General features: G+C 45.8%; 22 protein-coding genes. 14 read left to right on the top strand and 8 right to left on the bottom strand.

Features of this window, described 5'->3' with window-relative positions:
• Positions 1-22 precede the first annotated feature (22 nt).
• Positions 23-259, bottom strand: coding sequence for a hypothetical protein (locus JUB15_RS04665; RefSeq protein WP_207511169.1), 237 nt, complete (start codon positions 257-259; stop codon positions 23-25).
• 209 nt (positions 260-468) lie between these two features.
• A complete protein-coding gene (locus tag JUB15_RS04660) occupies positions 469-1,242 on the bottom strand; it encodes a glycoside hydrolase family 25 protein (protein WP_207511168.1) in 774 nt (257 codons plus the stop codon).
• Positions 1,243-1,378: 136 nt separating this feature from the next.
• Here JUB15_RS04660 and JUB15_RS04655 point away from each other — a divergent pair, with 136 nt between their 5' ends.
• The 6 genes from JUB15_RS04655 (at position 1,379) to JUB15_RS04630 (ending at position 7,674) form a co-directional block, all read left to right on the top strand.
• Positions 1,379-2,410, top strand: a complete 1,032-nt coding sequence (locus JUB15_RS04655; protein ID WP_207511167.1) for a radical SAM/SPASM domain-containing protein — start codon at positions 1,379-1,381, stop codon at positions 2,408-2,410.
• Between the two features lie 248 nt (positions 2,411-2,658).
• Entirely contained in the window at positions 2,659-3,129 is a 471-nt protein-coding gene (locus JUB15_RS04650; RefSeq protein WP_207511166.1) for a DinB family protein, read from the top strand.
• A 58-nt stretch (positions 3,130-3,187) separates the two neighbouring features.
• Positions 3,188-3,640, top strand: a complete 453-nt coding sequence (locus tag JUB15_RS04645; RefSeq protein WP_207511165.1) for a MarR family winged helix-turn-helix transcriptional regulator — start codon at positions 3,188-3,190, stop codon at positions 3,638-3,640.
• A gap of 40 nt (positions 3,641-3,680) precedes the next feature.
• The gene (locus JUB15_RS04640; RefSeq protein ID WP_207511164.1) at positions 3,681-5,252 is read left to right on the top strand and encodes a glycoside hydrolase family 10-like protein; all 1,572 of its coding nucleotides are present in this window, start codon (positions 3,681-3,683) and stop codon (positions 5,250-5,252) included.
• Between the two features lie 583 nt (positions 5,253-5,835).
• Positions 5,836-7,053 carry a DegT/DnrJ/EryC1/StrS family aminotransferase gene (locus tag JUB15_RS04635; protein WP_207511163.1) on the top strand — a complete coding sequence of 406 codons (1,218 nt, stop codon included), beginning with the start codon at positions 5,836-5,838 and terminating at the stop codon, positions 7,051-7,053.
• A gap of 90 nt (positions 7,054-7,143) precedes the next feature.
• The gene (locus JUB15_RS04630; RefSeq protein WP_207511162.1) at positions 7,144-7,674 is read left to right on the top strand and encodes a hypothetical protein; all 531 of its coding nucleotides are present in this window, start codon (positions 7,144-7,146) and stop codon (positions 7,672-7,674) included.
• Between the two features lie 165 nt (positions 7,675-7,839).
• On the opposite strand, the gene JUB15_RS04625 is transcribed toward JUB15_RS04630, so the two are convergent.
• A complete protein-coding gene (locus JUB15_RS04625; protein WP_207511161.1) occupies positions 7,840-8,085 on the bottom strand; it encodes a hypothetical protein in 246 nt (81 codons plus the stop codon).
• A 236-nt stretch (positions 8,086-8,321) separates the two neighbouring features.
• Here JUB15_RS04625 and rpoN point away from each other — a divergent pair, with 236 nt between their 5' ends.
• Positions 8,322-9,812: an RNA polymerase factor sigma-54 gene (gene rpoN, locus JUB15_RS04620; protein WP_242696208.1), complete on the top strand. Its 1,491-nt coding sequence runs from the start codon at positions 8,322-8,324 to the stop codon at positions 9,810-9,812.
• A 14-nt stretch (positions 9,813-9,826) separates the two neighbouring features.
• The gene (locus JUB15_RS04615) at positions 9,827-10,486 is read left to right on the top strand and encodes a hypothetical protein (RefSeq protein ID WP_207511160.1); all 660 of its coding nucleotides are present in this window, start codon (positions 9,827-9,829) and stop codon (positions 10,484-10,486) included.
• Positions 10,487-10,568: 82 nt separating this feature from the next.
• Here the strand turns inward: JUB15_RS04615 and JUB15_RS04610 are convergent, their stop codons facing one another.
• The 3 genes from JUB15_RS04610 to JUB15_RS04600 all read right to left on the bottom strand — a co-directional run bounded on the left by JUB15_RS04610 (position 10,569) and on the right by JUB15_RS04600 (position 14,106).
• The gene (locus JUB15_RS04610; RefSeq protein WP_242696207.1) at positions 10,569-11,351 is read right to left on the bottom strand and encodes a murein L,D-transpeptidase catalytic domain family protein; all 783 of its coding nucleotides are present in this window, start codon (positions 11,349-11,351) and stop codon (positions 10,569-10,571) included.
• A gap of 198 nt (positions 11,352-11,549) precedes the next feature.
• Complete coding sequence (locus JUB15_RS04605; protein WP_207511159.1) at positions 11,550-12,587, bottom strand: AI-2E family transporter; 1,038 nt, start codon at positions 12,585-12,587, stop codon at positions 11,550-11,552.
• Positions 12,588-12,681: 94 nt separating this feature from the next.
• A complete protein-coding gene (locus JUB15_RS04600; RefSeq protein ID WP_207511158.1) occupies positions 12,682-14,106 on the bottom strand; it encodes an MATE family efflux transporter in 1,425 nt (474 codons plus the stop codon).
• Between the two features lie 194 nt (positions 14,107-14,300).
• On the opposite strand from JUB15_RS04600, the gene JUB15_RS04595 reads away from it, so the two are divergent.
• The 3 genes from JUB15_RS04595 (at position 14,301) to JUB15_RS04585 (ending at position 16,107) form a co-directional block, all read left to right on the top strand.
• Positions 14,301-15,011: a TetR/AcrR family transcriptional regulator gene (locus JUB15_RS04595; protein WP_207511157.1), complete on the top strand. Its 711-nt coding sequence runs from the start codon at positions 14,301-14,303 to the stop codon at positions 15,009-15,011.
• A gap of 25 nt (positions 15,012-15,036) precedes the next feature.
• On the top strand, positions 15,037-15,507 hold the full coding sequence (locus JUB15_RS04590) for an acyl-CoA thioesterase (protein WP_207511156.1): 471 nt from the start codon (positions 15,037-15,039) through the stop codon (positions 15,505-15,507).
• A 423-nt stretch (positions 15,508-15,930) separates the two neighbouring features.
• A complete protein-coding gene (locus JUB15_RS04585) occupies positions 15,931-16,107 on the top strand; it encodes a hypothetical protein (protein WP_207511155.1) in 177 nt (58 codons plus the stop codon).
• Positions 16,108-16,174: 67 nt separating this feature from the next.
• Here the strand turns inward: JUB15_RS04585 and JUB15_RS04580 are convergent, their stop codons facing one another.
• Positions 16,175-16,510 carry a hypothetical protein gene (locus tag JUB15_RS04580; protein ID WP_207511154.1) on the bottom strand — a complete coding sequence of 112 codons (336 nt, stop codon included), beginning with the start codon at positions 16,508-16,510 and terminating at the stop codon, positions 16,175-16,177.
• Between the two features lie 290 nt (positions 16,511-16,800).
• On the opposite strand from JUB15_RS04580, the gene JUB15_RS04575 reads away from it, so the two are divergent.
• Entirely contained in the window at positions 16,801-19,407 is a 2,607-nt protein-coding gene (locus JUB15_RS04575; RefSeq protein ID WP_207511153.1) for a T9SS type B sorting domain-containing protein, read from the top strand.
• A gap of 8 nt (positions 19,408-19,415) precedes the next feature.
• Here JUB15_RS04575 and JUB15_RS04570 read toward each other — a convergent pair whose 3' ends face one another.
• Positions 19,416-19,826: a response regulator gene (locus tag JUB15_RS04570; protein WP_207511152.1), complete on the bottom strand. Its 411-nt coding sequence runs from the start codon at positions 19,824-19,826 to the stop codon at positions 19,416-19,418.
• 272 nt (positions 19,827-20,098) lie between these two features.
• Here JUB15_RS04570 and JUB15_RS04565 point away from each other — a divergent pair, with 272 nt between their 5' ends.
• Both JUB15_RS04565 and JUB15_RS04560 read left to right on the top strand, forming a co-directional pair.
• Positions 20,099-21,334: a DUF2264 domain-containing protein gene (locus JUB15_RS04565; protein WP_207511151.1), complete on the top strand. Its 1,236-nt coding sequence runs from the start codon at positions 20,099-20,101 to the stop codon at positions 21,332-21,334.
• Between the two features lie 210 nt (positions 21,335-21,544).
• On the top strand, positions 21,545-22,720 hold the full coding sequence (locus tag JUB15_RS04560) for a S8 family serine peptidase (protein WP_207511150.1): 1,176 nt from the start codon (positions 21,545-21,547) through the stop codon (positions 22,718-22,720).
• Positions 22,721-22,729: the final 9 nt, after the last annotated feature.

Genomic DNA, 22,729 nt, shown 5'->3' with positions numbered 1-22,729 from the left:
AGCAGATTAGCACATTATCTTTTCATCCATGCGGGAATTTCTTCTTCCAGATGCGAACAAATAAATAGATAACGGTGGCCAGGCTGCCGGCGCTCCAGATGTAAAAGATGATATTGCCAATGGTAACAGTTGGGCTTGGTACCATCAGGTCGTTGTAAGCCCCAATGCCCAGCGTAAGGGTAAGCCACAAAAACATTATAAAAACGGTCCAAACGATGCGCTTCAGGAAATCTTTAATATCATCTTCCATCATGCTCATAAATGAGAAATTATAACACCAAGGTAAGATAAGCGGCAATTGATTTGAGCCTGACGGGGCAAATTTTAAATACCCTGGTTAAAAATTTTTGGTATCGGTTTATTTTTTAGGGATGCTGATTATTTCTGCTGGGCACTTTAATTTTTTTCGATGTTTTTTTCCAGCCCCTGTTCATTTTTTCGATGCTGTTTTTCTGCGGAAACACACGATCAATTGATCAACAGACTCTTGAATTCCGTGGAGTCGCCGCTGAAGGCATTGAAATCAACTTTGCAGAAGATACCGTTTACATGGCCCTGTTCGCTGTATTGCCAGAAATGCCAGTCGCGGTAAATGCGGGGTTTTTCTTTTTGCAGGTAATGGGCCACCCATAAAGGATATTCGTCGAATTCATCTTTGAGTACCTGCTGATAAAAATCAACATTCGCATAGATGATAGGACGTACACCGTAGTAGTTTTCAACAGTCACCAGCCATTCATGCACCCGCTCACGAACTTTTTTATAGGGAACTCCGTAAGTGGCTTCTACATCAAGCACAGGCGGCAGATCGCCGGGCGCCAGTTCAACTGTTTTTATAAAATGTTCGGCCTGGGCCTTGCCGTTTTTGGTGGCAATAAAGAAATGATAAGCGCCGCGGGCCAGTCCGGCCTCTTTAGCGCGCTTCCAGTTACGTTTAAAAAAGCGGTCCTCGCTGGTCAGTCCTTCAGTGGCCTTAATAAAAGTAAAACCTACTTTTATTCCTTCTACATTCATTGCTTTAACGCTTTCCCAGTCAATCGTTTCCTGGTAACGGGATACATCGATGCCATGAATTGTATAACGGGTGGGAATTTCGATGCCAAAGGCCTCGTACCGGGCAAAATGGGCCCGCCTTTCCTGCCACCATTCATACACACGTAAAAACAGCATGAATACGGTGGCGGCTACGATCAGTCCTACAACGAGCTTCCAAACAATGGCTACCTTTTTTTTATTTGCCATAAGGGTACACAAATATATTGGAGCGCTTAAACAAAGCGATGATATAATCTGTTGAAGTGGAAAATTTTAACTCTTTTAAACGTAAGGGTGCATAAAACATTGTCTTTATGACAATGAACCCTAATTTTACACCTCTATGCCCGCAATTAACTGGCACGATAGTTTCAATTTATTATCGAGGATAACGCCCCGGCGGGCCTGGAATGCAGGTAAGGTATTAAGCAGTTATTATATAAGTAAAATTACCGGCAAGCCAGTACAATGGGGATATCCGATCTCTATTTCTTTTGAACCTACCACATCGTGCAACCTGCGCTGTCCCGAATGTCCCAGCGGATTACGGGCTTTTACCCGGCCTACAGGCATGTTGCAAAAAGATTTCTTCCGCCAGACGATTGACCAGTTATCCCGGGACCTGCTGTACCTGGTATTTTATTTTCAGGGGGAGCCTTACCTCAACCCGTCATTTCTTGAAATGGTGAAGTACGCATCGGGGAAGGGTATTTATACGGCCACATCGACCAATGCGCATTACCTCACCGACGAAAATGCCCGGAAAACGGTGGAAAGCGGGTTAGACAGGCTGATCATCTCTATCGATGGAACCACCCAGGACGTATATCAACAATACAGGGTGGGCGGAAAATTGCATAAAGTACTGGAAGGCGCCCGGAATATTGTGAAATGGAAAAAGGAGTTGAAAAGCAAAACGCCGTTTGTTTTCTTCCAGTTCCTGGTAGTTAAACCAAACGAGCACCAGATAGAGGAGGTAAAGGCGCTGGCCAAAGAGATAGGCGTAGATGAAGTGCGGTTTAAAACTGCCCAGGTGTACGACTACGAGAATGACCCCAATCAGTTGATCCCTACTATTGAAAAATACAGCCGGTACCGGAAGAACAAACGAGGACAAATGGAATTTAAGAATGCCCTGCATAATCATTGCTGGCGTTTATGGCATGCCACGGTGATCAGCTGGGATGGACTGGTAGTGCCCTGCTGCTTCGATAAAGATGCGCAGCATACCCTGGGCGATCTGAAAGGAAAGAGCTTTAAAGAAGTATGGCATAACGACAAGTATAAGCGCTTTAGGGAACAGGTGCTGTTAGGCAGGAAAAATATTGACATTTGTGCCAATTGCAGTGAAGGTACCAGAGTATGGGGCGATTAAGTGTAAGGAAATACTTATCCCTGTCAGGAAAAATTATATAAACTCAGTTTGAAACGTGTCAGATTGATGGTAAGCTATCAGAAAAAATGTAATTTCGAACATCAAAATTGGTTTAGCAGCAAAACATCTCTGCGTTAGGTCAAAACAGTAGGCCAAACCAATAACCCCTGGCAACCGGGATCGAAAACCACGAATCCGAAAACCTCATCCTCCCCTGCCTGACCGCAGAACAAAAAAATGGGAGTACCATGTCTTTGTCTGCATCTGTTTGTAGCCGGTTGCAACATCAGCATGAAAGCATTCTGGAATTATTGAATGGCTTTTCAGAAGACGAATTAAAGCAACGTATACATAAAGATAAATGGAGCGCATTTGAACAATTGGCGCATCTGGTTTCGTACCAGCCGGTTTTTCTGCAAAGAATGCAAAAGATTCAAGCGGAAAATGAACCAGTGTTCGATCGGTATAAAGCCGATGATGACCCGGCATTTAAAGCATGCTGTAGAAGATCTGTAGCTGAGTTGCTGGCGGATCTTTCGGGTCAGCGAACGAGTATTATCAAACATCTTATGACATTAACCGGTGCAGCAGTTAATAGAACCGGGCGTCATCCGGTATATGGTTTATTAACTGTAACGGAATGGACAGAGTTTTTTCTACTGCACGAAGCCCATCATATTTTCAGCATATTTATGCTGACGCGGCTGAGCCGCCAGTAAGTATAATCAGGTATGTGTTTTGATTATTTACCATTAACTCCTGTGTAATTGTAATGCCATGAGTATTGAAAAAGATATACAACAGACTAAATTCCGGAATGAGTATCATAAAACAGTGGTCAATCTGATTTTTACATATAACTGGATAACAGAAAAGACCAAACAGTTTTTTGATAAGGGAGATATAACTTCCCAACAATATAATATCCTCCGCATTTTGCGGGGCGCCGGAAAACCTTTGTCAACCCTGCAGATCCGTCAACGGATGTTGGATAAAATGAGTGATACCAGCCGGATTGTTGACAGGCTGGTAAAAAAGGAACTGGTACAAAAAGTAATTTGCAAGACCGATCGCCGGTTGGTTGACGTAACCATAACCGATCTGGGCCTGCAATTGCTTGACAAGCTGGATAGCTATAACGAGCAGATGGATGCGATGCTTGGAAACCTTACTGAAGAAGAAGCTAAAATGTTAAATGATCTACTAGATAAAATAAGAAGCGCAGAATAACCGTACTTTGTAAACACATCCGTTAATCTTTAATCCGAATATGAAAAGAACTACATGCCTGATGGTAGTGGCCTGTTTTTTAGTGTTTAATGTAGTAGCGCAACCTAAATATGAATTTAGGGCGGCGTGGATTGCTACAGTAGATAATATCGACTGGCCTTCACGTGGAAATTTTAATACGGAAAGTCAAAAAGCAGAATACATAAATCTGCTTGAAATGCATAAACGTAATGGCCTGAATGCCGTTATCGTACAGGTGCGCCCATGCGCCGATGCATTTTATCCGTCGCAATACGAGCCCTGGAGCCAGTGGCTTACCGGTAAGCAGGGTAAGGCGCCAACGCCTTACTATGACCCGCTGGCCTTCATGGTAGAAGAAGCACATAAACGGGGCATGGAATTCCACGCCTGGTGCAACCCCTACCGGGCCGAGTTTGCGATCGGAAAATCTTCTATTAGCGCAAACCACATCACCCGCACGCATCCCGAATGGTTTTTGAGTTATGGCGGCACCCGCTATTTCGACCCGGGCAATAAAGAGGCGCAAAACTATGTGGTGAATGTGATCCGCGATATCGTAAACCGCTACGATATAGATGCTGTTCATTTCGACGATTACTTCTACCCATACCCCATCTCAGGCAAAGAGTTCCCTGATAAAGAGTCCTACGAAAAATATGGCAATGGCTTAAGCCTGGCCGACTGGCGGCGTAGCAATACCGACTCCATCATTTTAAAGCTGAGCACTGCGATAAAAGAAGAAAACCGGTACTGCCGTTTCGGTATTTCGCCCTTCGCCATCTGGAAAAACCGCAGCCAGGATCCTGAAGGCAGTGATACCAAATCGATGACCAATTACAACGAGCTGTATGCCGATATCCTGCTTTGGTTGAAAAGCGGCTGGATAGACTATGTAGCTCCCCAGATCTATTTTGAATTTGGCCATCCGCGGGCAGCCTATGAAGTGTTGCTCGACTGGTGGGCAAAACATAGCTACGGCAAACATTGCTACATTGGCCTTGGCATTTTTAAAGCCGGAACCAATGCAGCCTGGCGCGATAAGACCCAGCTGCCCCGGCAGATCCAGGCTATGCGTAAATACCCTGAGATCCAGGGCGCTATTTACTTCAGCACCCAGTCATTTGTAAAGAACCCCCTTGGCTGGAACGACAGCCTGCGCTATAATTATTATAAGGAGCCGGCGATGATACCGCCCATGCCCTGGATCGATTCCCTGCTGCCCGAAAGCCCCGAAGTAGTTTCTATAAAGCCGGTAGATACCGCCCTGCGGATAGAAGTAATTAAAACAGGTGCTACAAATAAAAAGATCAAATGCTACCGCTTATATGCCTGCTATAACGAGGAATTCAATAACAACAATTTTTATAATGCCCAACTGATCGGCAGCCGTTTTGATTCGAGCGATAGCTGTGTGTTTTTTGCCCCGCTGCGCAACGATCGCAAGTTTGTACGGTTCTATGTAACCTGCCTGGATGAAGAGAATAACGAAAGTAAACCCTATCCGAACTGGCCTATAAAACTGGAAGCCGTAAAGGTCGACAGGCTGGGCTGGACGCTGGGTAAAGAACCGAATACCATGGCTAATAATTAGGCTTAAGGCGAAAGGCTCAAGGCCCAAAGCGAAAGGCACAAGGCACAACGCACAAGGCACAAGGCACAAGGCACAAGGCACAAGGCACAAGGCACAAGGCACAAGGCACAAGGCACAAGGCACAAGGCACAAGGCACAAGAAAATTCAAAAGGATTAAAGATAAAGAAAAGAGGCTTCCTGCATAGGGAGCCTTTTTTAGTTTAAGGTTCAAAGTTTAAAGTTCAAAGTTCCTAGTTTACAGTTCAAAGTATACAGTTCATAGTTCATGTTCCTGGTTCCTGGGTTATTAGTTCTTAAGTTATTCAGGTCGTGGGTTATGTGAGTTGTACCCAGGTGCTTATACTGCTCACTTGCCGCGAGCCGCTCACCATTGACCATTCACCATTGACCATTCACCATTCACCATTGACCATTGCCTATTGGTCCCCTCGTTTTATACAAACCGGCCCCCCACTTTTGGCTGAAATCTCTACCTTTGCTGTCCAATAATTTAGACATTTAACGTTAATTGAGAGCGGTTTAGATCAACGCTGCTCAGGGGTAACGAAAAACAAGAAACAATAAACCATAAACAAATTCAATATGCCTGGCTTTGAACTTTTTGGCGCAGATGAACGCAAACATGTAAATGATGTAATGGAAACCGGTATCCTGATGCGATTTGGTTTCGATGGAGCCCGTAAAGGGATCTGGAAAGCGAAAGAACTGGAAGCTGCCATCAGCAAAAAATTTGGTTGCCAGTTTACCCACCTGGTTTCCAGCGGTACCACTGCCCTTACCACCGCGCTGAGCGCACTGGGCATAGGCTATGGCGATGAAGTGATCATGCCCACCTTTACGTTTGTGGCCAGCTTTGAGGCCCTCATCAGTGTAGGCGCCGTTCCCGTGCTCGTGGATGTTGACGATACACTCACCCTGAACCCCGATGCGGTTCGCAAAGCCATTACCCCCAAAACAAAATGTATAATGCCTGTGCATATGTGCGGCGCCTCGGCCGACATGGATGCACTGCAACAGATCTGCAAAGAACATAATCTGTTATTACTTGAAGACGCCTGCCAGAGCTTTGGCGCCACCTATAAAGGAAAATACCTCGGAACCATCGGCGATGCCGGCACTTATTCCTTCGACTTTGTAAAAACAGTTACCTGCGGTGAAGGCGGTGCTATTGTCACCAACCGAGAAGATGTGTACATCAACAGCGACGGTTACAGTGATCATGGCCACGACCACAAAGGTGTTGACCGCGGGGCCGATCTGCACCCATTCCTGGGTTATAATTTCCGCATTTCTGAACTGCATGCGGCAGTGGGGCTGGCACAGTTCAACCGCCTGGATGAATTTCTGGCCAAACAACGCGCCGGCCATGCACAATTAAAAGCCATCCTCGCGCAGGTGCCCGAAATCAGTTTCCGCCGTGTGCTGGATGAAGCCGGCGACAGCTGCACTTTCTTAAGCTGGTTCCTGCCTACCGCTGAGCTTACCCAGGCTGTAGTGGCAGAATTAAAGGCCCAGAACAGCTGGGGCGGTAATTTTTACTGGTTCGATCATAACTGGCATTACATCCGCAAATGGGATCACCTGAAGAAAAGCATTACCCTCAATGCCTTACATCCCGACTATAAAGCAGCCATTTTGCAACAAGCCAATAAAGACTTTTCTGCCAGTGATGCTGTCATGAGCCGCGGCATCACCACCCAGATCTCCCTTGTGCCTACAGAACAGCAAATGAAAGAGAAAGGCGAAAAGATCGTAAGCGTGGTTAAAAAAGTACTGGCTGCACAAAAGATATCAGCCTGATAATAATTTTAGGAACAGGCCTGCGTTTAGAAGACGGTCTCTCAATAGAAGATCATCTTCTAAACGCATTTTAATACAGTGTATTTAACGATGAAAAGAACCGTTATCGCTATAAAAACAGGACTGTTCATATCCCTCGGCCCCATCCTGCTATTCGCCAGTTGTAAAAGCCAGGATACACAAAGTGATGCGGTAGCCGGTAACGTGAGTGATTCTGCCAGAAAAGCGCAGGACCGCGTCGACAGCCTCAGGAAGACCCACTACTTAAACAATGACCTGTCGATCATTTTCCTCGATGCCACCTCCTGGATCATGCAAACGCAAATGGCTTTAACCAAAGCCGAGATGGCGGGCAACAAAAAAGAAATGGTCGATAGCCTCATCATTAACAGCACAACCGGCGATACATTATATTTAACCCTGCGCAGGATGTACGAAGCGGGCGCTGTATTTGCAGAATCGTATGCATTAAAAGATCAGTACCGGGCTATGCGCGAGCCCGATAGCTCTAAACTATGGCTGCAGAAATATTTTAAAGAAAGCACTCCCTCGGAAGCCCTCCAAACATTGAGCAATTTCCAAAACGATGTAACTGCTATTAATAAGATCGTGAGAAAGTAACCGAATCGGCAATCGTCAGCAACGGCAGACGGCAGACGGCAGACGGCCAGGAATTTCCGGCGGCGCAAATTCGCTTATTACTGTAAACAATCATAAGCCTCTTCACGATTCATAACGATCAACTGACTAACTGTAAACTTTGAACTGTAAACTTTGTACTGTGAACTAAGGATGTTTTCCTTCCAGCCTGTTTACATAGTCAAGTGATCCCAACCTGAATCGAAGCGGAATCCGGGTGGTTTTTTCAAACTGCAGCTCCTTTTTACAAAAAAAGCCAAACTGAATCGTATATAAATTGTTACCTATAGTGGCAACAGCCGGCCGCACCGGAATTACAGGCGGACCGGCCATTGACGTTTCCTTTAGTATATGAAAACCAACTGTTAATAACTTTTCAGGAAGTTCATACATAGAAACCGCGGCCACTTTTTCCGGTGTAAACGACGCCTTACCAGATGTTATATTTACCTGGTTTTGAGCTAAAACTGCCTCTGATTCAAAACAAAAAGCCGCAAAGACAATAATTTTATAAAATCGTTGCACAACGTTGATTACATTTGTCTGTAAATTTACGGCCTGATTTTTGTGGTTGCCGCGGATTTTTTGAAATTAATTTTGGCGACTAACTGATTAAAATATTGACGCACATGGCATTGAGTCAAAGTTTACAGCAAAAGCTACTTCAAAAACTTTCTCCACAACAGATTCAGCTGATGAAACTGTTGCAGGTGCCTACGGCTAATTTGGAAGAACGGATCAAAGAGGAACTTGAAGAGAATCCGGCTTTGGAATTGTCGGAGGAGAACCATGACGAGCAATACGATAATGAAACAAAAGATGAATTCGATAGCAGTGATGAAGAGGATTTTGATGTAGACGGCAGCGAAGATGAATATGACAATATCGACATTAGCGAATACGTAGGAGATGAAGATGGCGAAATTGCTGATTACAAATTGCGGGATGATAATTATCCCGAAATGGATGACAAAAAAATAGTTCCTTATAAAATAGAAACATCTTTCCATGAACACCTGCTCGGCCAGCTGGGCATGTTAAAGATGAGTGATAATGAACGCAGGATAGCAGAGCAGATAGTTGGCAGCATTGACGATGATGGCTACCTGCGCCGGGAAACTGCCGCTATTGTTGACGACCTTGCATTCAGGCAGAATATTGAAACCAATGAACAGGAAGTAGAGAAGGTGATCAGGCTGGTTCAACAGTTTGATCCGCCGGGGGTATGCGCCCGCGACCTGCAGGAATGCCTGTTATTGCAATTGTACCGCCAGCAGCGGGAAGGCAAGAATGTAGATAAAGCAATTGATGTACTCACCGATTACTTTGATGAGTTTACAAAAAAGCACTACGATAAAATTCAACGCGGCCTTAACCTCGACGACGATGCGTTGAAAGAAGTGATCAGCCAGATCATTCGGCTTACCCCTAAACCCGGCGGTAATCATGCCGATATCAACAAGGCTGAAAGTTATGTGGTGCCCGACTTCTTTGTTTATAACAACGGCGGCAAGCTGGAACTTACCCTTAATTCGAAGAACGCGCCCGACCTGCGCATCAGCGAAGGCTATCGCGATATGCTGCGCGAGTACGATAAAGGCAGCAAAAAAGATAAGCGCCAAAAAGAAGCGATCCTGTTCATTAAACAGAAGATCGACGCAGCCAAGTGGTTCATCGATGCCATTAAACAGCGGCAGCATACGCTGAGCAGTGTAATGGAAACCATTATGAGCTACCAGCGCGACTTTTTCCTTACCGGCGATGAAACCACGCTGAAGCCCATGATCCTGAAAGATATTGCCGAACGCACAGGTCTCGATATCTCCACGGTGAGCCGGGTAGCCAACAGCAAATTTGTTCAAACCGAGTTTGGTACTTACCGGCTGAAATTCTTCTTTAGCGAATCGCTCAGTACCGACAGCGGCGAAGAAGTATCTACGCGGGAAGTAAAGAAAATACTCAGCGATCTCATTGAAGGCGAAAGCAAGAAGAAACCCCTGAGCGACGAAAAGCTCACCGAGCTATTGCAGGAAAAAGGTTATAATATTGCACGCCGAACCGTAGCCAAATACCGCGAACAATTGAATATTCCGGTAGCCAGGTTACGGAAAGAACTGTAATAGCAATTTTGATTATGTCAACAACACCGCTTACTGCCCTGCCTCCTAAACAACCAGCGCTCATCAGGGCATTGGCTCATTTCTTTTCCTGTATTTTTCATCCGTTGTTTTTACCGGCATATGTAACCGCATTCTTGTTGTTCATCGATCCGTATGCATTTGCCGGTATAAATCATAAATACAAAATTTTCAGGCTCATTTCCGTGTTCTTCAACACGGCGGTGATCCCGGGTTTTGCGGTGTTCCTGATGTGGCGGCTGAAGTTGGTGCAATCCATGCAACTGCGTACGCAAAAAGAAAGGATCATTCCCTATGCCGCCGCGATGATCTTTTACTTCTGGGCCTGGTATGTATTCCACAGTCAGAAGGATAATCCGCAACCTTTCCTCGATTTCTTATTGGGATCTTTTCTGGCTGTTTGTGCTGCCTGGTTCCTGAATATTGTTACCAAGGTAAGCATGCATGCCATTGGTGTGGGTGGGCTGGCGGTGTTCTTCCTGTTACAGGCATTTAACAACCAGGATGTAACCGGCGTTTATTTTTCCTTCGCCATATTAATAGCCGGTGTGGTTTGTACCAGCCGCCTGATCGTTTCTGATCATAGCCAACGCGAAATTTACCTGGGCCTTTTTGCCGGCGCCCTTTGCCAGCTGCTGGCGATGTGGTTGCAGTAGTTTTTAAAAGGGTACCATCCTGGATGGGGACCGGCCCGAATAGGATTCCCTTAAGCGGGCTTCAAACCAGATGAAGCGAGGTCTAGCCATTCAGCACTTTTGACTTCTGGATATAACTTTTAGTGGGATGGTAAATAAACAGGCAGGTGCCGTCCTTGATCTTTTGAATGATTTTTCCGGTTTCCTGCTGTGGCAGCGCCGGACATCCATAGCTGCGGCCGTTGAAGGGGCTGCGGCTTAAAAAGCTGGCGCCAACATAGTTTGAACCGTGAATAACAATATTCCGCTCGTCGGCTTTATCATTGATGTTCTTTTCCAGTCCCTCAATTTTTAATGCCAGTCCATGACTGCCGTAATAAGTATTACCGGTAACATAAAAACCGAGACTGCTCTTATGCGATTCGGGGCTGTTTGAGAAGGAACGGGCATATTCACCACCAGAGTTGCGGCCATGCGCTACCCAGGTATTGATAAGCACTTTCTTTTTGGCCATATCAATCACATAAAACCTTTTTCTGCGCGACGACTGACTGAAATCGCAGATGGAAAGCACCTGGTCCTTCACTACTTTTCCGCGCTCCACCAGGTTTTTATAACCTTTCAGCGCATACTCAAAAGCTTTTATCGACAGGCCGAATTTTTTCAGGTTCATTGAACCGTACAGATCCCTGGCTTCTGCCGCCAGCATTTCTGCGGCCGATCTTGTAACTACTGCGGTGCTTGTGTTAACCGGAACGGCGGCACGAGGTGCGCTTACTACAACTGGTGTTTTCTCATCACTGCCGGTGCCGGATGATACCACCGGCGACACTGCCAAAAAACACAACAACACTCCAAACGACATTGACTTATGTGACCGTTTCATAGGAATTAAAACGTATATAAAAGCGGTTTGCAACTAATTGATTAAAAACAATACCGCCATAGAACGAAGCATTGCGAAAAATATTTTCGCATTTTAAGGCTGAAAAGCCGTGTTTTCCGAAATTTTCAATGTAGTATATATATCGGCGTATTTGCCGGTACGTGAAATTACTTACTGATAGAAGTATTTGTAACACAGTTATTTGCTATTGCCTTCGCTCCTTTTTTCGATGTTAAACTCCGAAGCGTAGATCTTGAGGAGCACGAGGAAAAGTGATATCAGGATGGGGCCGAATATGAGACCAATAAACCCAAACAGGCCTACCCCAATAATAACGCCAAAGCCGGTAATGAGGGGATGTACATCGCCGATCCGCTTCAGCACCCAGAAACGGAACAGGTTATCGACCGAACCGATTACGCCAAAACCGTATAAAAGCATAATAAGACCTTTACCATTGCTACCGGCGGCAAAGAACAACAGGGCCACCGGCACATAGGCCAAAGCAGCGCCCACCACGGGCAACATACTGGTGATACAGGTGATCACAAACCAGAACCACGGTTCCTCTACCCCAAGGATCAGGTAGCCAATAAGGCCGAAGATCCCTTGTATAATGGCAATGAGCGGAATTCCGATCGCATTCGAATATACCATGCTGTTAAGGTCTTTTCGCAACATCAGGGTATTTTCATCTTTCAAAGGAACCCAGTCGTAGAAGTTCGATTCCATCTTGCGACCGTCTACCAGCATAAAATATAAAATGAAATACATGATGATAATGCCGGTAAGGGTATTGAAGGTAGCGCCGAGGATCTTGGGAACCGTATTGCCGCCCCACGCGGTTATCTTCTCCAGGTTGGTAGTCGTAAGTATCTGCACCTTGTACTGGGCTTCCAGTTTTTCAACAAACGCCTGCAGGCTGGCAAGCACCTCCTGGGAATGCTCCATGGCAAAGGCGATCTTCGAGGTAAGCATATTCACCACCAGGAAGATCGGCAACAGGATGATGAGAAATGACAGCAGCATGAGCAGGGCCGCGCAAAGGCTTTTTTTCCATTTATACCGGCCTTGCAGAATGAACATCCATTTGCGAAGCAACACATACAAAGTATAAGCCCCCAAAAATGCCGGAATAAAACTTCTCAATTGATTGAACAGTACAATACCAAGCGTAATGATGGTAGCCAATATAAGTACCTGCCTGATGGCATTGTTAGGTAATTGCTGCTTCATGCTGATTGTAACTTAGTGAATTAACTGATAATAGCAAAAGGTATTCCGTGTAAACAACAAAGGCTCCGCAGGGAGCCTCTGTAAACAGTTTCTTTTATACTTTGATCTTCTTCCATTTTCCTTTTTTGAAAATGATGATACCGGCAATGGAGATCCCTGTTTCGGCCAGTACAATGGCAATGAACACGCCATCGGGACCAAGCTTGAAGAACAAAGCCAGCAATAAGGCCAGCGGCACCTGGAATAACCAGAAGCCAAAGATATTGATGAGCGTAGGAGTTTTGGTGTCGCCGGCGCCGTTAAACGCATTGGTAACAACCATCCCTATGCCATAAAAAATATAACCCAGGCTTACAATCCGTAAGGCCCTGACGGCATAAGCCTCAACGGTAACATCCTTGTTCATGAATGCCACGATAGGTTGCGCAAACAGCAGGAATACCAGGGTTACAAAGATCATGAAGATGGTGTTATACCTGGCTGTGCTCCATACTGACTGTTCAGCCCTTTCCGGTTGCTGGGCGCCCAGGTTTTGGCCAACCAGCGTGGCAGCAGCATTGCTCATACCCCATGCTGGTAACAGGAAGAACATGATCAGCCTGATGGCCACACCATAACCTGCCACAGCGGGATCACCAAATTCCGTCATAATACGGGCCAGTACCATCCAGCTGGCAGATGCGATCAGGAACTGCGCAGTGCCCGTCCAGGCAATATTGGAAATGGACCTTATGATTGGCCAGTCGGGCATAAAGTCCTTCAACCTGATCTTGATGATCCGTTTGCCACTGAATAAATGGTAGATCTGGTACAGTACGCCAATGCCGCGGCCAATGGTGGTAGCCATAGCGGCGCCTGTAATACCAAAGGCCGGAACAGGACCTGCTCCGTAAATTAATACCGGGCACAGGATAATATTACAAATATTGGCGATCCATAAAGAGCGCATAGCTATTGACGCGTCACCGGCTCCTCTGAAAATACCGTTGATCAGGAACAGCAGCATGATAACCACGCTGCCGCCATAAATGATGCGGGTATAATTGGTGCCTATGCGAACCGTTTCGGGCGAAGCGCCCATAAGCTTCAGGATCTCCGGCGCAAATATGACGCCTACTATGCTGACAATAGCAGTAACAAAGAGAGCTACTAACAATGATTGTATCCCGGCTTTTGAAGCAGCTTCAGGATTCTTTTCGCCAATACGGCGGGCTACCATGGCCGTTGCAGCCATACTTAACCCAATTGCGAGCGAGTATACAATGGTTAGCACCGATTCGGTTAGCACCACTGTTGATACGGCCTCATTCTTACCAAGACGGCCTACAAAAAAAATGTCTACTACCGCAAAAACCGACTCCATGCACATTTCAAGTATCATGGGTACGGCCAGTAAGAACACAGCACGGCGAATGCTGCCCTGGGTATAGTCTTGCTCCTTGCCCGACAATGCCTGTTTGAATAAGGAAAAAAATGTTTTGATACGCATGGTACCAACGTTAGTGGTTTGGTCCGACATACAGATCCTGTTTAACTGATAAGACAATAATAATATTGGGTGCGCAGCAAGCGCTAACAAAAATGTTATTGGGGAGTTAGGTGTTCGTGAAACATGCCTGATGCTGCAGCGAACGTGAACTTAAAGTTTCATATGCTGATAATTGAAGAGCAGCAAAGGTAGACAATGCCCGCAACACCCAAAATTTTTTTTGTTTGCAAAAGAATGAGCCATTGATTCTGAACGACGAAAAGGGATTTTCCACGGCCGAAAAAGGCAATGCATTATTCTTTTGTAAATTAGACCGATCGGTTTATTTTTGCAGCGTGACAAAAGCAGACAAAACCAAAGAGTTCATAATTGCGAAAGCGGCGCCCCTTTTCAATAAGAAGGGATATGCCGGTACTTCCATGAGTGATATAATGAAAGCAACCGGCCTGGCAAAGGGCGGCCTGTATGGTAATTTTGAAAGCAAGGATGAAATAGCGGCCCTGGCATTTGAATACTCTTATAACCAGCTCAAAGAAGATATCGGTCAGAAGGTGCGGGCCAAAAAGACCGGTGTGGAAAAACTGCTCACCGTTTTTCAGTATTATAAAAATTATACGGTGTCGGCACCTATCGATGGCGGATGTCCGCTCATGAATACAGCTGTAGATGCCGATGATGCATATCCGTTCTTAAAGAAAAAAGCACGCCAGGCATTACAGGAAATGCTGGGATCGCTGCAACATATCATTAAAAAAGGCATCCAGGAAGGATCGTTCAGGAGCGACCTGAATGTAAAGAAAGAGGCAGAGCTCATTTTTGCGCAAATAGAAGGCGGCATCATGATGGCCAAAGTGCTCGATGATGTAACGGTATTGAACAGGTTACTGGATAATTTGAAGACCCGGGTGGAAACTGAATACATGGACCAATCCTAATAATTACGCTCAATAATAAAATACTATGCAACCAAAAACATTTTATACCATACGGTTTAATGACTGTGATCCTATGGGGCATTTGAATAATGCCCGGTATATTGACTACATGCTGAATGCCCGGGAAGATCATTTGAAGCAGGCATACCAGATCACATTAGCTGAATATCATAAACAGGGTATTGCCTGGGTAGTGCGCCGCCACGATATACAATACCTGCGACCTGCATTTTATAATGAGATCGTTTGTATTGAATCGCGCCTCATTGAGCTCGGCGAATCGCATGTGCTGGTAGAAATGTTAATGTTCGACGAAAAGCAAACCACCCTGAAGGCCATTATGTGGACGAACTTCACCAGTATAGATGTTAAAACCGGCCGGAGAAAAGAGCACCCTGCTGCTTTTATGGATTTTGCGGCAACCATCAAGGTAACCGATATTGATATACCAGCAGGTTTAACCGAAAGAATAAAAGGCTTAACGATGAACGCCTAACGCGCAACGCCTAACGCGCAACGCCTAACGCGCAACGCCTAACGCGCAACGCCTAACGCTTAACGCGCAACGGGCAGCGCCTAACGCAAATACAGTTAATAATTTTGTTAATAAGGTCGCCTGCGAGAGTATTACATCAACCTGCCGGCCGGCAGGTTTTTTTATTTGCACGCGAATTGCGTTTCGGCCCTGCCTTCAGCCTTTAGCCTTTTGCCTTCAGCCTTGAGCCTTCTGCCTTGAGCGTTTAAAGGTGATCTGTTAACGAATTACTAATACCCTTCTTCTTCCGCTTAAGCTCTGTAGATACACCTTTCTTCTTAGCATTTCATTAATAAACTTCCCCGCTTTTGCACCTTCTATTACTACATAAAGCCATCCGCTTTAAACAAGAAAAAACAAGTAATAACCTCAAAAACATTTTATATGAAAACGTTCTTTACCCTCACTATCATTGTACTGATAGTTATTGCCAGTTTAGTTAGCGTTTCTTTATTCAAACATGGGCATTATGCTTTTTCAGCACTGTTAGTATTGACCAGTTATTTATCCGCTGCATTATGGGTGTATGTACTGGCCAGTAAGAAAGTGGTATTGAAATAAATTATAAGCTTCTTTCAGTCATAACATAAGGGTTCCCGGAACTGGTTGTTTAACCGGTTCCTTTTTTTTATCGGCCTGCCTTATGTTCAACCTCGTTGCCCAGTTCGGGTTCTGCGGTGATAAACCAGCCGGGTAGTTCCGGTTCGTGTAATTTCCAATGACCGTTTGCATCACGGGCAAGCGTTGCCGTGATCAGCCGGCCGCTGTTATCAATAACGGAAATGTGAAAGTAAATGGCTACGGAGTTAATACGGGCAAAATGGAACTCCCGTTTCTGGCCGTCTGTACATAAAATAGTAGTTGAGAAATCTGTTTCCATGTTCAGCACGTTTTGTCCCAATACAAAGTTGCACAATAATCTTTCCAGAGTGGGTTTCTGTATGACCGTATTGGAACTATACATAATTTTTAATTGTCAACTGATTGTAAACTAATAATTTATTACAGTCATTTTTGTTTGGGGTGATAGCGCTGAGCGGTGGTGAAAGCAACGGACGAAGAAGGGCGTTTTTGGTTAATTTTCTCCCCTAAATGCATTTTGAATTTCATCGCATTTTCCTTCAGATATTCTTCTTAAAAAATCGTAAATTGAATAAGGCGATGATTCGGGGTTTTCAGACTTATTCCATTACTACCCATCTGCGATCAACTACCCTTTACTGCAATATATTCTAACTACTTTTTGCCAAAAGCATGAAGAAGATTGTTATTGGCTGGTTGCTTTTGCTGTTGCTGATCTTTACCGCCCGTGGCGATCATATCACCGGCGGTGAAATGAGTTATGTTTTTACCGGCATCAATAATGGTCAGTATGTTTACCAGGTTACCGCTAAATTATTCATGGATTGCTATAGTAACCGGCGGCTGCCCAACCCGGCCTTTTTTGGTGTTTTTAACCGCAGTACCGGAAAGCACATCATTGATATTTCTGTGCCCATGGCGCGACAGGATGAGTTGTTATTAAGCAATCCGGGTCCGTGCATCACCAACCCGCCACGCGTTTGTTACAATATAGGCATCTACAATTTTACCCTCACGCTGCCACCGTCGCAAGAAGGCTATATCATAGCCATTCAGGTGGTTTACAGGGTGCAGGGCATCAATAACCTAAGGCCCGGTTACGGAAATATCGGCGCTACCTATACCGGCGAAATTCCGGGCACCGGTGCAATTTCATCAGGAGCGCAGAACCACAGTGCCCGGTTCAACAGTGATGATATGGTGGTCATCTGCGCCAATAACGCTTTTTCCTACAGTTTTGCAGCAGAAGATAAAGATGGCGACCAGTTGCGGTATTCATTCGCTAATGCTTTTATAGGCGGCTCTGGCGGCGGCGGCACAAATTTTCCGCCTACACCGCCGCCTTATGCATCGGTGCCTTATGGATCATCCTATGGGTCAGATGCACCATTGGGCAGTAATGTAAAGATCAATACAACTACCGGTTTAATTACAGGCATTGCGCCCGGCGACGGTATTTATGTGGTTACGGTGCAGGTGGAAGAGATCAGGAACGGGATCGTTATTGCCACGCAGCGCAAAGACCTGCAAATTCGAATAACTGCCTGTACTATTGCATCGGCCAGTATGCCGCCCGAGTATATGTTGTGCGATGATTCAAAAACAATTTCACTGACAAATATGAGCACCAGTCCGCTCATTACTTCCACTACCTGGGAGCTGATCGATAACAGTGGCACGCCGGTCTTCAGCTCGGGCAATGCTGTAACCAGTTTTACCTTTCCCGACACCGGAACCTACACGGTGAAACTTGTGATCAACCGTAACCAGCAATGCTCCGATTCAATGGTGTCGGTGGCTTACGTATACCCCGGATTTAAACCGGATTTTACGATAAATGGCATTTGCTTTAAAAAGCCTACGCAGTTCCTGGATGCATCCGTATCGGCTTATGGCGTGGTTGATAGCTGGGATTGGCAGTTTGGCGATGGTACGGGCAACGATAACTCCCAGCTGCCTTCTCCTACATACACCTATCAGTCCATGGGTTCTAAAAGCGTGCGGCTGATAGCCACCAATACCAAAGGCTGCCGCGATACCACCTTTAAAAACATAAATATTCTTGACAAGCCGCCGCTGTCACTGGCGTTTCGCGACACACTGATTTGTACGCCGGATGCGGTTCAACTGCAGGCCAACGGCAATGGTCACTTCAGCTGGAAACCTGGAAATGCCATGGTAAACGGAAATACCGCCACCCCAACAGTTGCACCAGGCACAACTACTACCTATACGGTTCAGCTCGATGATAATGGTTGCCTCAATCACGATTCGGTGAAAGTGCGGGTGGTTGATCATGTTACCCTGCAGGTGATGGACGATACAACCATCTGCCAGAACGATACTATACGCCTGCATGTGCAGTCGGATGGTTTAAAATATAACTGGACGCCCGTTAACCAGGCGATGAATGCAACAATGCAAAACCCAGACGTGGTCACCTCCTTCACTACAAACTACCTGGTAACGGCCAGCATTGGCAGTTGCACCAGCAGGGGACAGGTACTGGTAACAACTGTGCCTTACCCCCAGGCGGATGCCGGTGCTGATACAACCATCTGTTTTGCGACCCCGGCCCGGTTGAAGGCCAGCACAGAAGCCAATTCATTTGCCTGGCTGCCGGCATCAACATTGAGTAATTTGAATATACTCGATCCGGTGGCCAGGCCGGATAGTTCTACCGCTTATATTTTATCAGCGTATGATAATAAGGGTTGTCCCAAACCGGGGTACGATACGGTAATGGTAAATGTGTTGCCCGATATAAACGCTTTTGCAGGAAAAGACACGGCGGTGGTTGTTGGACAACTCCTGCAATTGCAGGCGACAGGTGGCACCAGGTACCAATGGATGCCCGCCACCAATCTATCGAGCCCACAAATTGCCGGCCCCTCCGCAACATACAACACGCCTTCAACCGGCATACAGTACAAAGTGCTGGTGTATAATGAGGCGGGTTGTGTAGATTCTGCTTTTGTGAAAGTAAAAGTGTTCCAGACGATGCCAACGGTTTTTGTACCCAATGCATTTACGCCTAACAGAGATGGAAAGAATGATCTGTTGCGGCCGATCGCAGTAGGTATGGCACGCATAGATTTCTTCCAGATCTTTAACCGCTGGGGACAGCTGGTGTTCAGAACAACCACCAATGAGCATGGCTGGGATGGAACAATTGCCGGCAAATTGCAACCTTCGGGTGCCTATGTATGGATGGTAAAAGCCGTTGATTATACCGGTGCTCCGTATGTACAACGCGGCACCCTGGTACTGATACGATGAGTTGCACCTTAGCCTGCTACCTTTTTCCAGTCCATGGAAAATACATTGATCAGGCAATTGCACAATTCACTGATGCGTGTTGGTTTGGTAAGAAAATAATGTGCTCCCAGTTTCATGATTTCCTGCCTGTCTTTGTGGCTGGAACTGGTAGTGTAAATGATCAGCGGAACGGCTGAATACCTGGGCAGTTTTTTTATTTCAACAAGACAATCCTTGCCATTTAATTTAGGCATATTCAGATCGAGGAAAATAAAATCGGGCAGGGGAATGGTTTCATCTTTTAATTGTTTCAACGCCGCTTCACCATTGTTGGCATAAAAACATGTAAACGGAATATTCAGATCCTTCATGGCTTCGTTGATAAATAGCTGATCGTCTTCATCATCATCAATAATAAAGAGGGTTGTAGGTTTGTCCATGAGGTTGAAAAATAATAATAAAAATACCAATTTTCACGGGTATTTTCCCTTGTGAAAAAATTTTAATTTGAACTAAAGTATACTGATTTCTACAATACATGCGCTTGATGGTGCGCTTACAAACAGTTACATGAAATATTTCTGTTGAATTAGTAATTGCAACAGGAAATCTACGGATTAAAAAAGAATTGTTCCTGAAACATGTATCTTCCCGTTTGCGATATTTGTGCCGGGCAACGATTGCCAAACTGCCGCGGGTTAAAACAACCATCATGAACCATTTGAAAAAAGTTCCGAACCACCTGTATATTGGGTTATTGTTATTGCCATTTTGTCTGCATGCACAAACGGATCAGGTTTCCTCAAACGGTAAAGTACACCGTAACTACTTTGTAAACGCCCTGGTACGAATCGCCGATCCGGTCTTAACCGCGCTCAGCAAAAATGAATTGAAACAGAAAATGCCGGTTGAAGCAAAGACCAATGACCGGAAGAATTATACCTATCTCGAGGCTTTCGGCCGTTTGCTTGCAGGTATGGCGCCCTGGTTGGAGCTGGGCCCAGACAGCACTGCAGAAGGAAAACTCCGTAAAAAATATATCGACCTTTCGGTAATAGGCATTCGCAACGCCACTGATCCATCAGCGCCCGATTACATGAATTTTAATAAAGGCGGGCAGGCTCTGGTAGATGCGGCGTTTTTGTCGCAGGCGTTGTTGCGCGCACCCAACCAGTTATGGGGCAAGCTCGATGTCAAAACAAGAAAAAATGTACTGGAAGCCCTCAGATCGACACGGGTGATCACGCCGGGGCACAGCAACTGGCTTTTTTTCAGTGCTATGGTAGAAGCTGCCCTGTTACAATTTGAAGGAAGCTGTGATAAGATGCGCATCGAGTATGCGATACAGCAACATTTACAATGGTACAAAGGCGATGGCGCCTATGGCGATGGCGCTCATTTTCATTGGGATTATTATAACAGCTTCGTCATTCAACCCATGTTCCTCGAAGTGTTGCAAACGTTGATAAACAGTGGTCAAAAGGAGCAGAAGATCTATGAGCTGGAATTAGAACGTGCCCGCCGGTACGCCGCGGTGCAGGAACGTTTTATCTCTCCTGAAGGAACCTACCCGCCTATCGGCCGTTCGCTGGCTTACCGTTTCGGTGCTTTTCAGCATTTAGCCAAGGTGGCGCTTATGCGCCAACTGCCAAAGGACATACTGCCGCAGCAAGTGCGATGTGCTTTGTATGAAGTGGTGAAAAAGCAAATGGAGGCGCCCGGCACATTCGATAAAAACGGCTGGTTACAAATAGGGCTGGTTGGTCATCAGCCGGGGGTAGGCGAAGGATATATTTCAACCGGCAGCCTGTATTTGTGTTCGCAGGTATTTCTTGTGCTCGGCCTGCCGTCAACAGACCCCTTCTGGCTAAATGACGATGCTGACTGGACTGCCAAAAAGGCCTGGAAAGGTGAACCCATTCCTATTGACCACGCTATAGAAAATTAATGAGCCGCGATAGTTGCAAACCCTTAGTTACGGCTTTTTAACACCCTTTTTCTGCTGCAACCCCCACTGAATCGGGTTTTTTAAATGTAATTGGTTCGCTATTTGCCGTTAGAAACCGATTTGAAAAATTTATAAAAGGTTGTTAAAGCAACCGGTTGTACCCAGCCAAATATTATTGAAATTCGTTAATGTAGTTTGGAGGCCCATTAAATGCGAAGAAAAATCATCAGTTCAGCGATCACCGGCTTAGTGTTATTTGCCGCCTGCCGTAAAAATGTTGACGTTACTGCAGACGATCCATCATCAACGATAAATAATTGTGTGGTGCAACAAAGCACCGATAATGGAAGGCTTATTGCCGACCAATACATTGTAGCGTATAGGACCACAGCCACTGCCGGCCTGACTACCGCTGCTCGGGCATCTACTTTTACCGGTTCATTTTTGAAAGGTAAGGGGATCAGTAGCACCGCTTTGCAAAGAACTTTCACCGGCTCTGTAGGCGGATTCATTGCCCGCCTGACCACAGAAGAGGTACAACGGTTGAAACAGGACCCCACGGTAAGTATGGTTGAGCAGGATCGCATTATTGCCTATGGCTCCTGCTTTGAAGTGGTTGAACCCAGGTTGATTACCTGGAATGTAAACCGCGTTGGTTATGGCGATGGAACCGGTAAAACGGCCTGGATCATTGATTCGGGCATCGACTTTACCCACCCCGATCTGAATGCAGACGCTACGCGCAGTAAGTCGTTTATCAGTGGTGTAACATCTGCAGCTGATGAAAACGGACATGGAACCCATGTGGCCGGCATCATTGGCGCCAAAAATAATTCGATTGGTACGCTGGGTGTGGCCTCTGGCGCCAGCCTGGTAGCCTTACGAGTGTTTGATAAAGATGGTAAAGGCACCCTGGGATCTATTATTCAGGCCCTGGGTTATATAAATGAAAATGCTAAAGCCGGCGATGTGGTAAATATGAGCCTCGGCGAAGATGAAGTGTCTGCCATACTGGATCAGCAGGTTAAGAACACTGCTTCAAAAGGGATCTACTTTGCCATCGCTTCCGGTAATGACAGCAAACCGGCTATTGATTTTTCACCTGGCAGGGTAAATGCGCCGAATATTTACACCGTAACCGCGGTAGACAGCCTTGATAACTATGCTTCTTTTTCCAATTACGGAAATGATGTCGTGGATTATGCGGCGCCCGGGGTACGTATTCCCTCTACCTATCTCAATGGAAAATATGCCCTTTTAACCGGCACTTCCATGGCGGCTCCGCACGTAGCAGGTCTGTTGTTACTGAAAGGGAAGGCAATAACAACCTCAGGGTATGCTAAAAATGACCCTGACGGAACAGCCGATCCTATTGCCCATAAATAATTGCTTCCT

The organism is Longitalea luteola (assembly GCF_017356035.1).
GTDB lineage: Bacteria > Bacteroidota > Bacteroidia > Chitinophagales > Chitinophagaceae > Niastella > Niastella luteola.
Note: the sequence above shows the minus strand (reverse complement) of the source record. Positions and strands in the feature narration are given on the sequence as shown.

Bases quoted from the DNA above. Each gene is read 5' to 3' on its own strand.
- JUB15_RS04570 (WP_207511152.1), bottom strand. From the start codon at position 19,826: ATGGACAAACCTACAACCCTCTTTATTATTGATGATGATGAAGACGAT.
- JUB15_RS04635 (WP_207511163.1), top strand. From the start codon at position 5,836: ATGCCTGGCTTTGAACTTTTTGGCGCAGATGAACGCAAACATGTAAAT.
- JUB15_RS04665 (WP_207511169.1), bottom strand. From the start codon at position 259: ATGAGCATGATGGAAGATGATATTAAAGATTTCCTGAAGCGCATCGTT.
- JUB15_RS04610 (WP_242696207.1), bottom strand. From the start codon at position 11,351: ATGAAACGGTCACATAAGTCAATGTCGTTTGGAGTGTTGTTGTGTTTT.
- JUB15_RS04590 (WP_207511156.1), top strand. From the start codon at position 15,037: ATGCAACCAAAAACATTTTATACCATACGGTTTAATGACTGTGATCCT.
- JUB15_RS04605 (WP_207511159.1), bottom strand. From the start codon at position 12,587: ATGAAGCAGCAATTACCTAACAATGCCATCAGGCAGGTACTTATATTG.
- JUB15_RS04575 (WP_207511153.1), top strand. From the start codon at position 16,801: ATGAAGAAGATTGTTATTGGCTGGTTGCTTTTGCTGTTGCTGATCTTT.
- JUB15_RS04615 (WP_207511160.1), top strand. From the start codon at position 9,827: ATGTCAACAACACCGCTTACTGCCCTGCCTCCTAAACAACCAGCGCTC.
- JUB15_RS04630 (WP_207511162.1), top strand. From the start codon at position 7,144: ATGAAAAGAACCGTTATCGCTATAAAAACAGGACTGTTCATATCCCTC.
- JUB15_RS04625 (WP_207511161.1), bottom strand. From the start codon at position 8,085: ATGTATGAACTTCCTGAAAAGTTATTAACAGTTGGTTTTCATATACTA.
- JUB15_RS04650 (WP_207511166.1), top strand. From the start codon at position 2,659: ATGTCTTTGTCTGCATCTGTTTGTAGCCGGTTGCAACATCAGCATGAA.
- JUB15_RS04560 (WP_207511150.1), top strand. From the start codon at position 21,545: ATGCGAAGAAAAATCATCAGTTCAGCGATCACCGGCTTAGTGTTATTT.
- JUB15_RS04645 (WP_207511165.1), top strand. From the start codon at position 3,188: ATGAGTATTGAAAAAGATATACAACAGACTAAATTCCGGAATGAGTAT.
- JUB15_RS04600 (WP_207511158.1), bottom strand. From the start codon at position 14,106: ATGTCGGACCAAACCACTAACGTTGGTACCATGCGTATCAAAACATTT.
- rpoN (WP_242696208.1), top strand. From the start codon at position 8,322: ATGGCATTGAGTCAAAGTTTACAGCAAAAGCTACTTCAAAAACTTTCT.
- JUB15_RS04565 (WP_207511151.1), top strand. From the start codon at position 20,099: ATGAACCATTTGAAAAAAGTTCCGAACCACCTGTATATTGGGTTATTG.
- JUB15_RS04640 (WP_207511164.1), top strand. From the start codon at position 3,681: ATGAAAAGAACTACATGCCTGATGGTAGTGGCCTGTTTTTTAGTGTTT.
- JUB15_RS04585 (WP_207511155.1), top strand. From the start codon at position 15,931: ATGAAAACGTTCTTTACCCTCACTATCATTGTACTGATAGTTATTGCC.
- JUB15_RS04580 (WP_207511154.1), bottom strand. From the start codon at position 16,510: ATGTATAGTTCCAATACGGTCATACAGAAACCCACTCTGGAAAGATTA.
- JUB15_RS04655 (WP_207511167.1), top strand. From the start codon at position 1,379: ATGCCCGCAATTAACTGGCACGATAGTTTCAATTTATTATCGAGGATA.
- JUB15_RS04660 (WP_207511168.1), bottom strand. From the start codon at position 1,242: ATGGCAAATAAAAAAAAGGTAGCCATTGTTTGGAAGCTCGTTGTAGGA.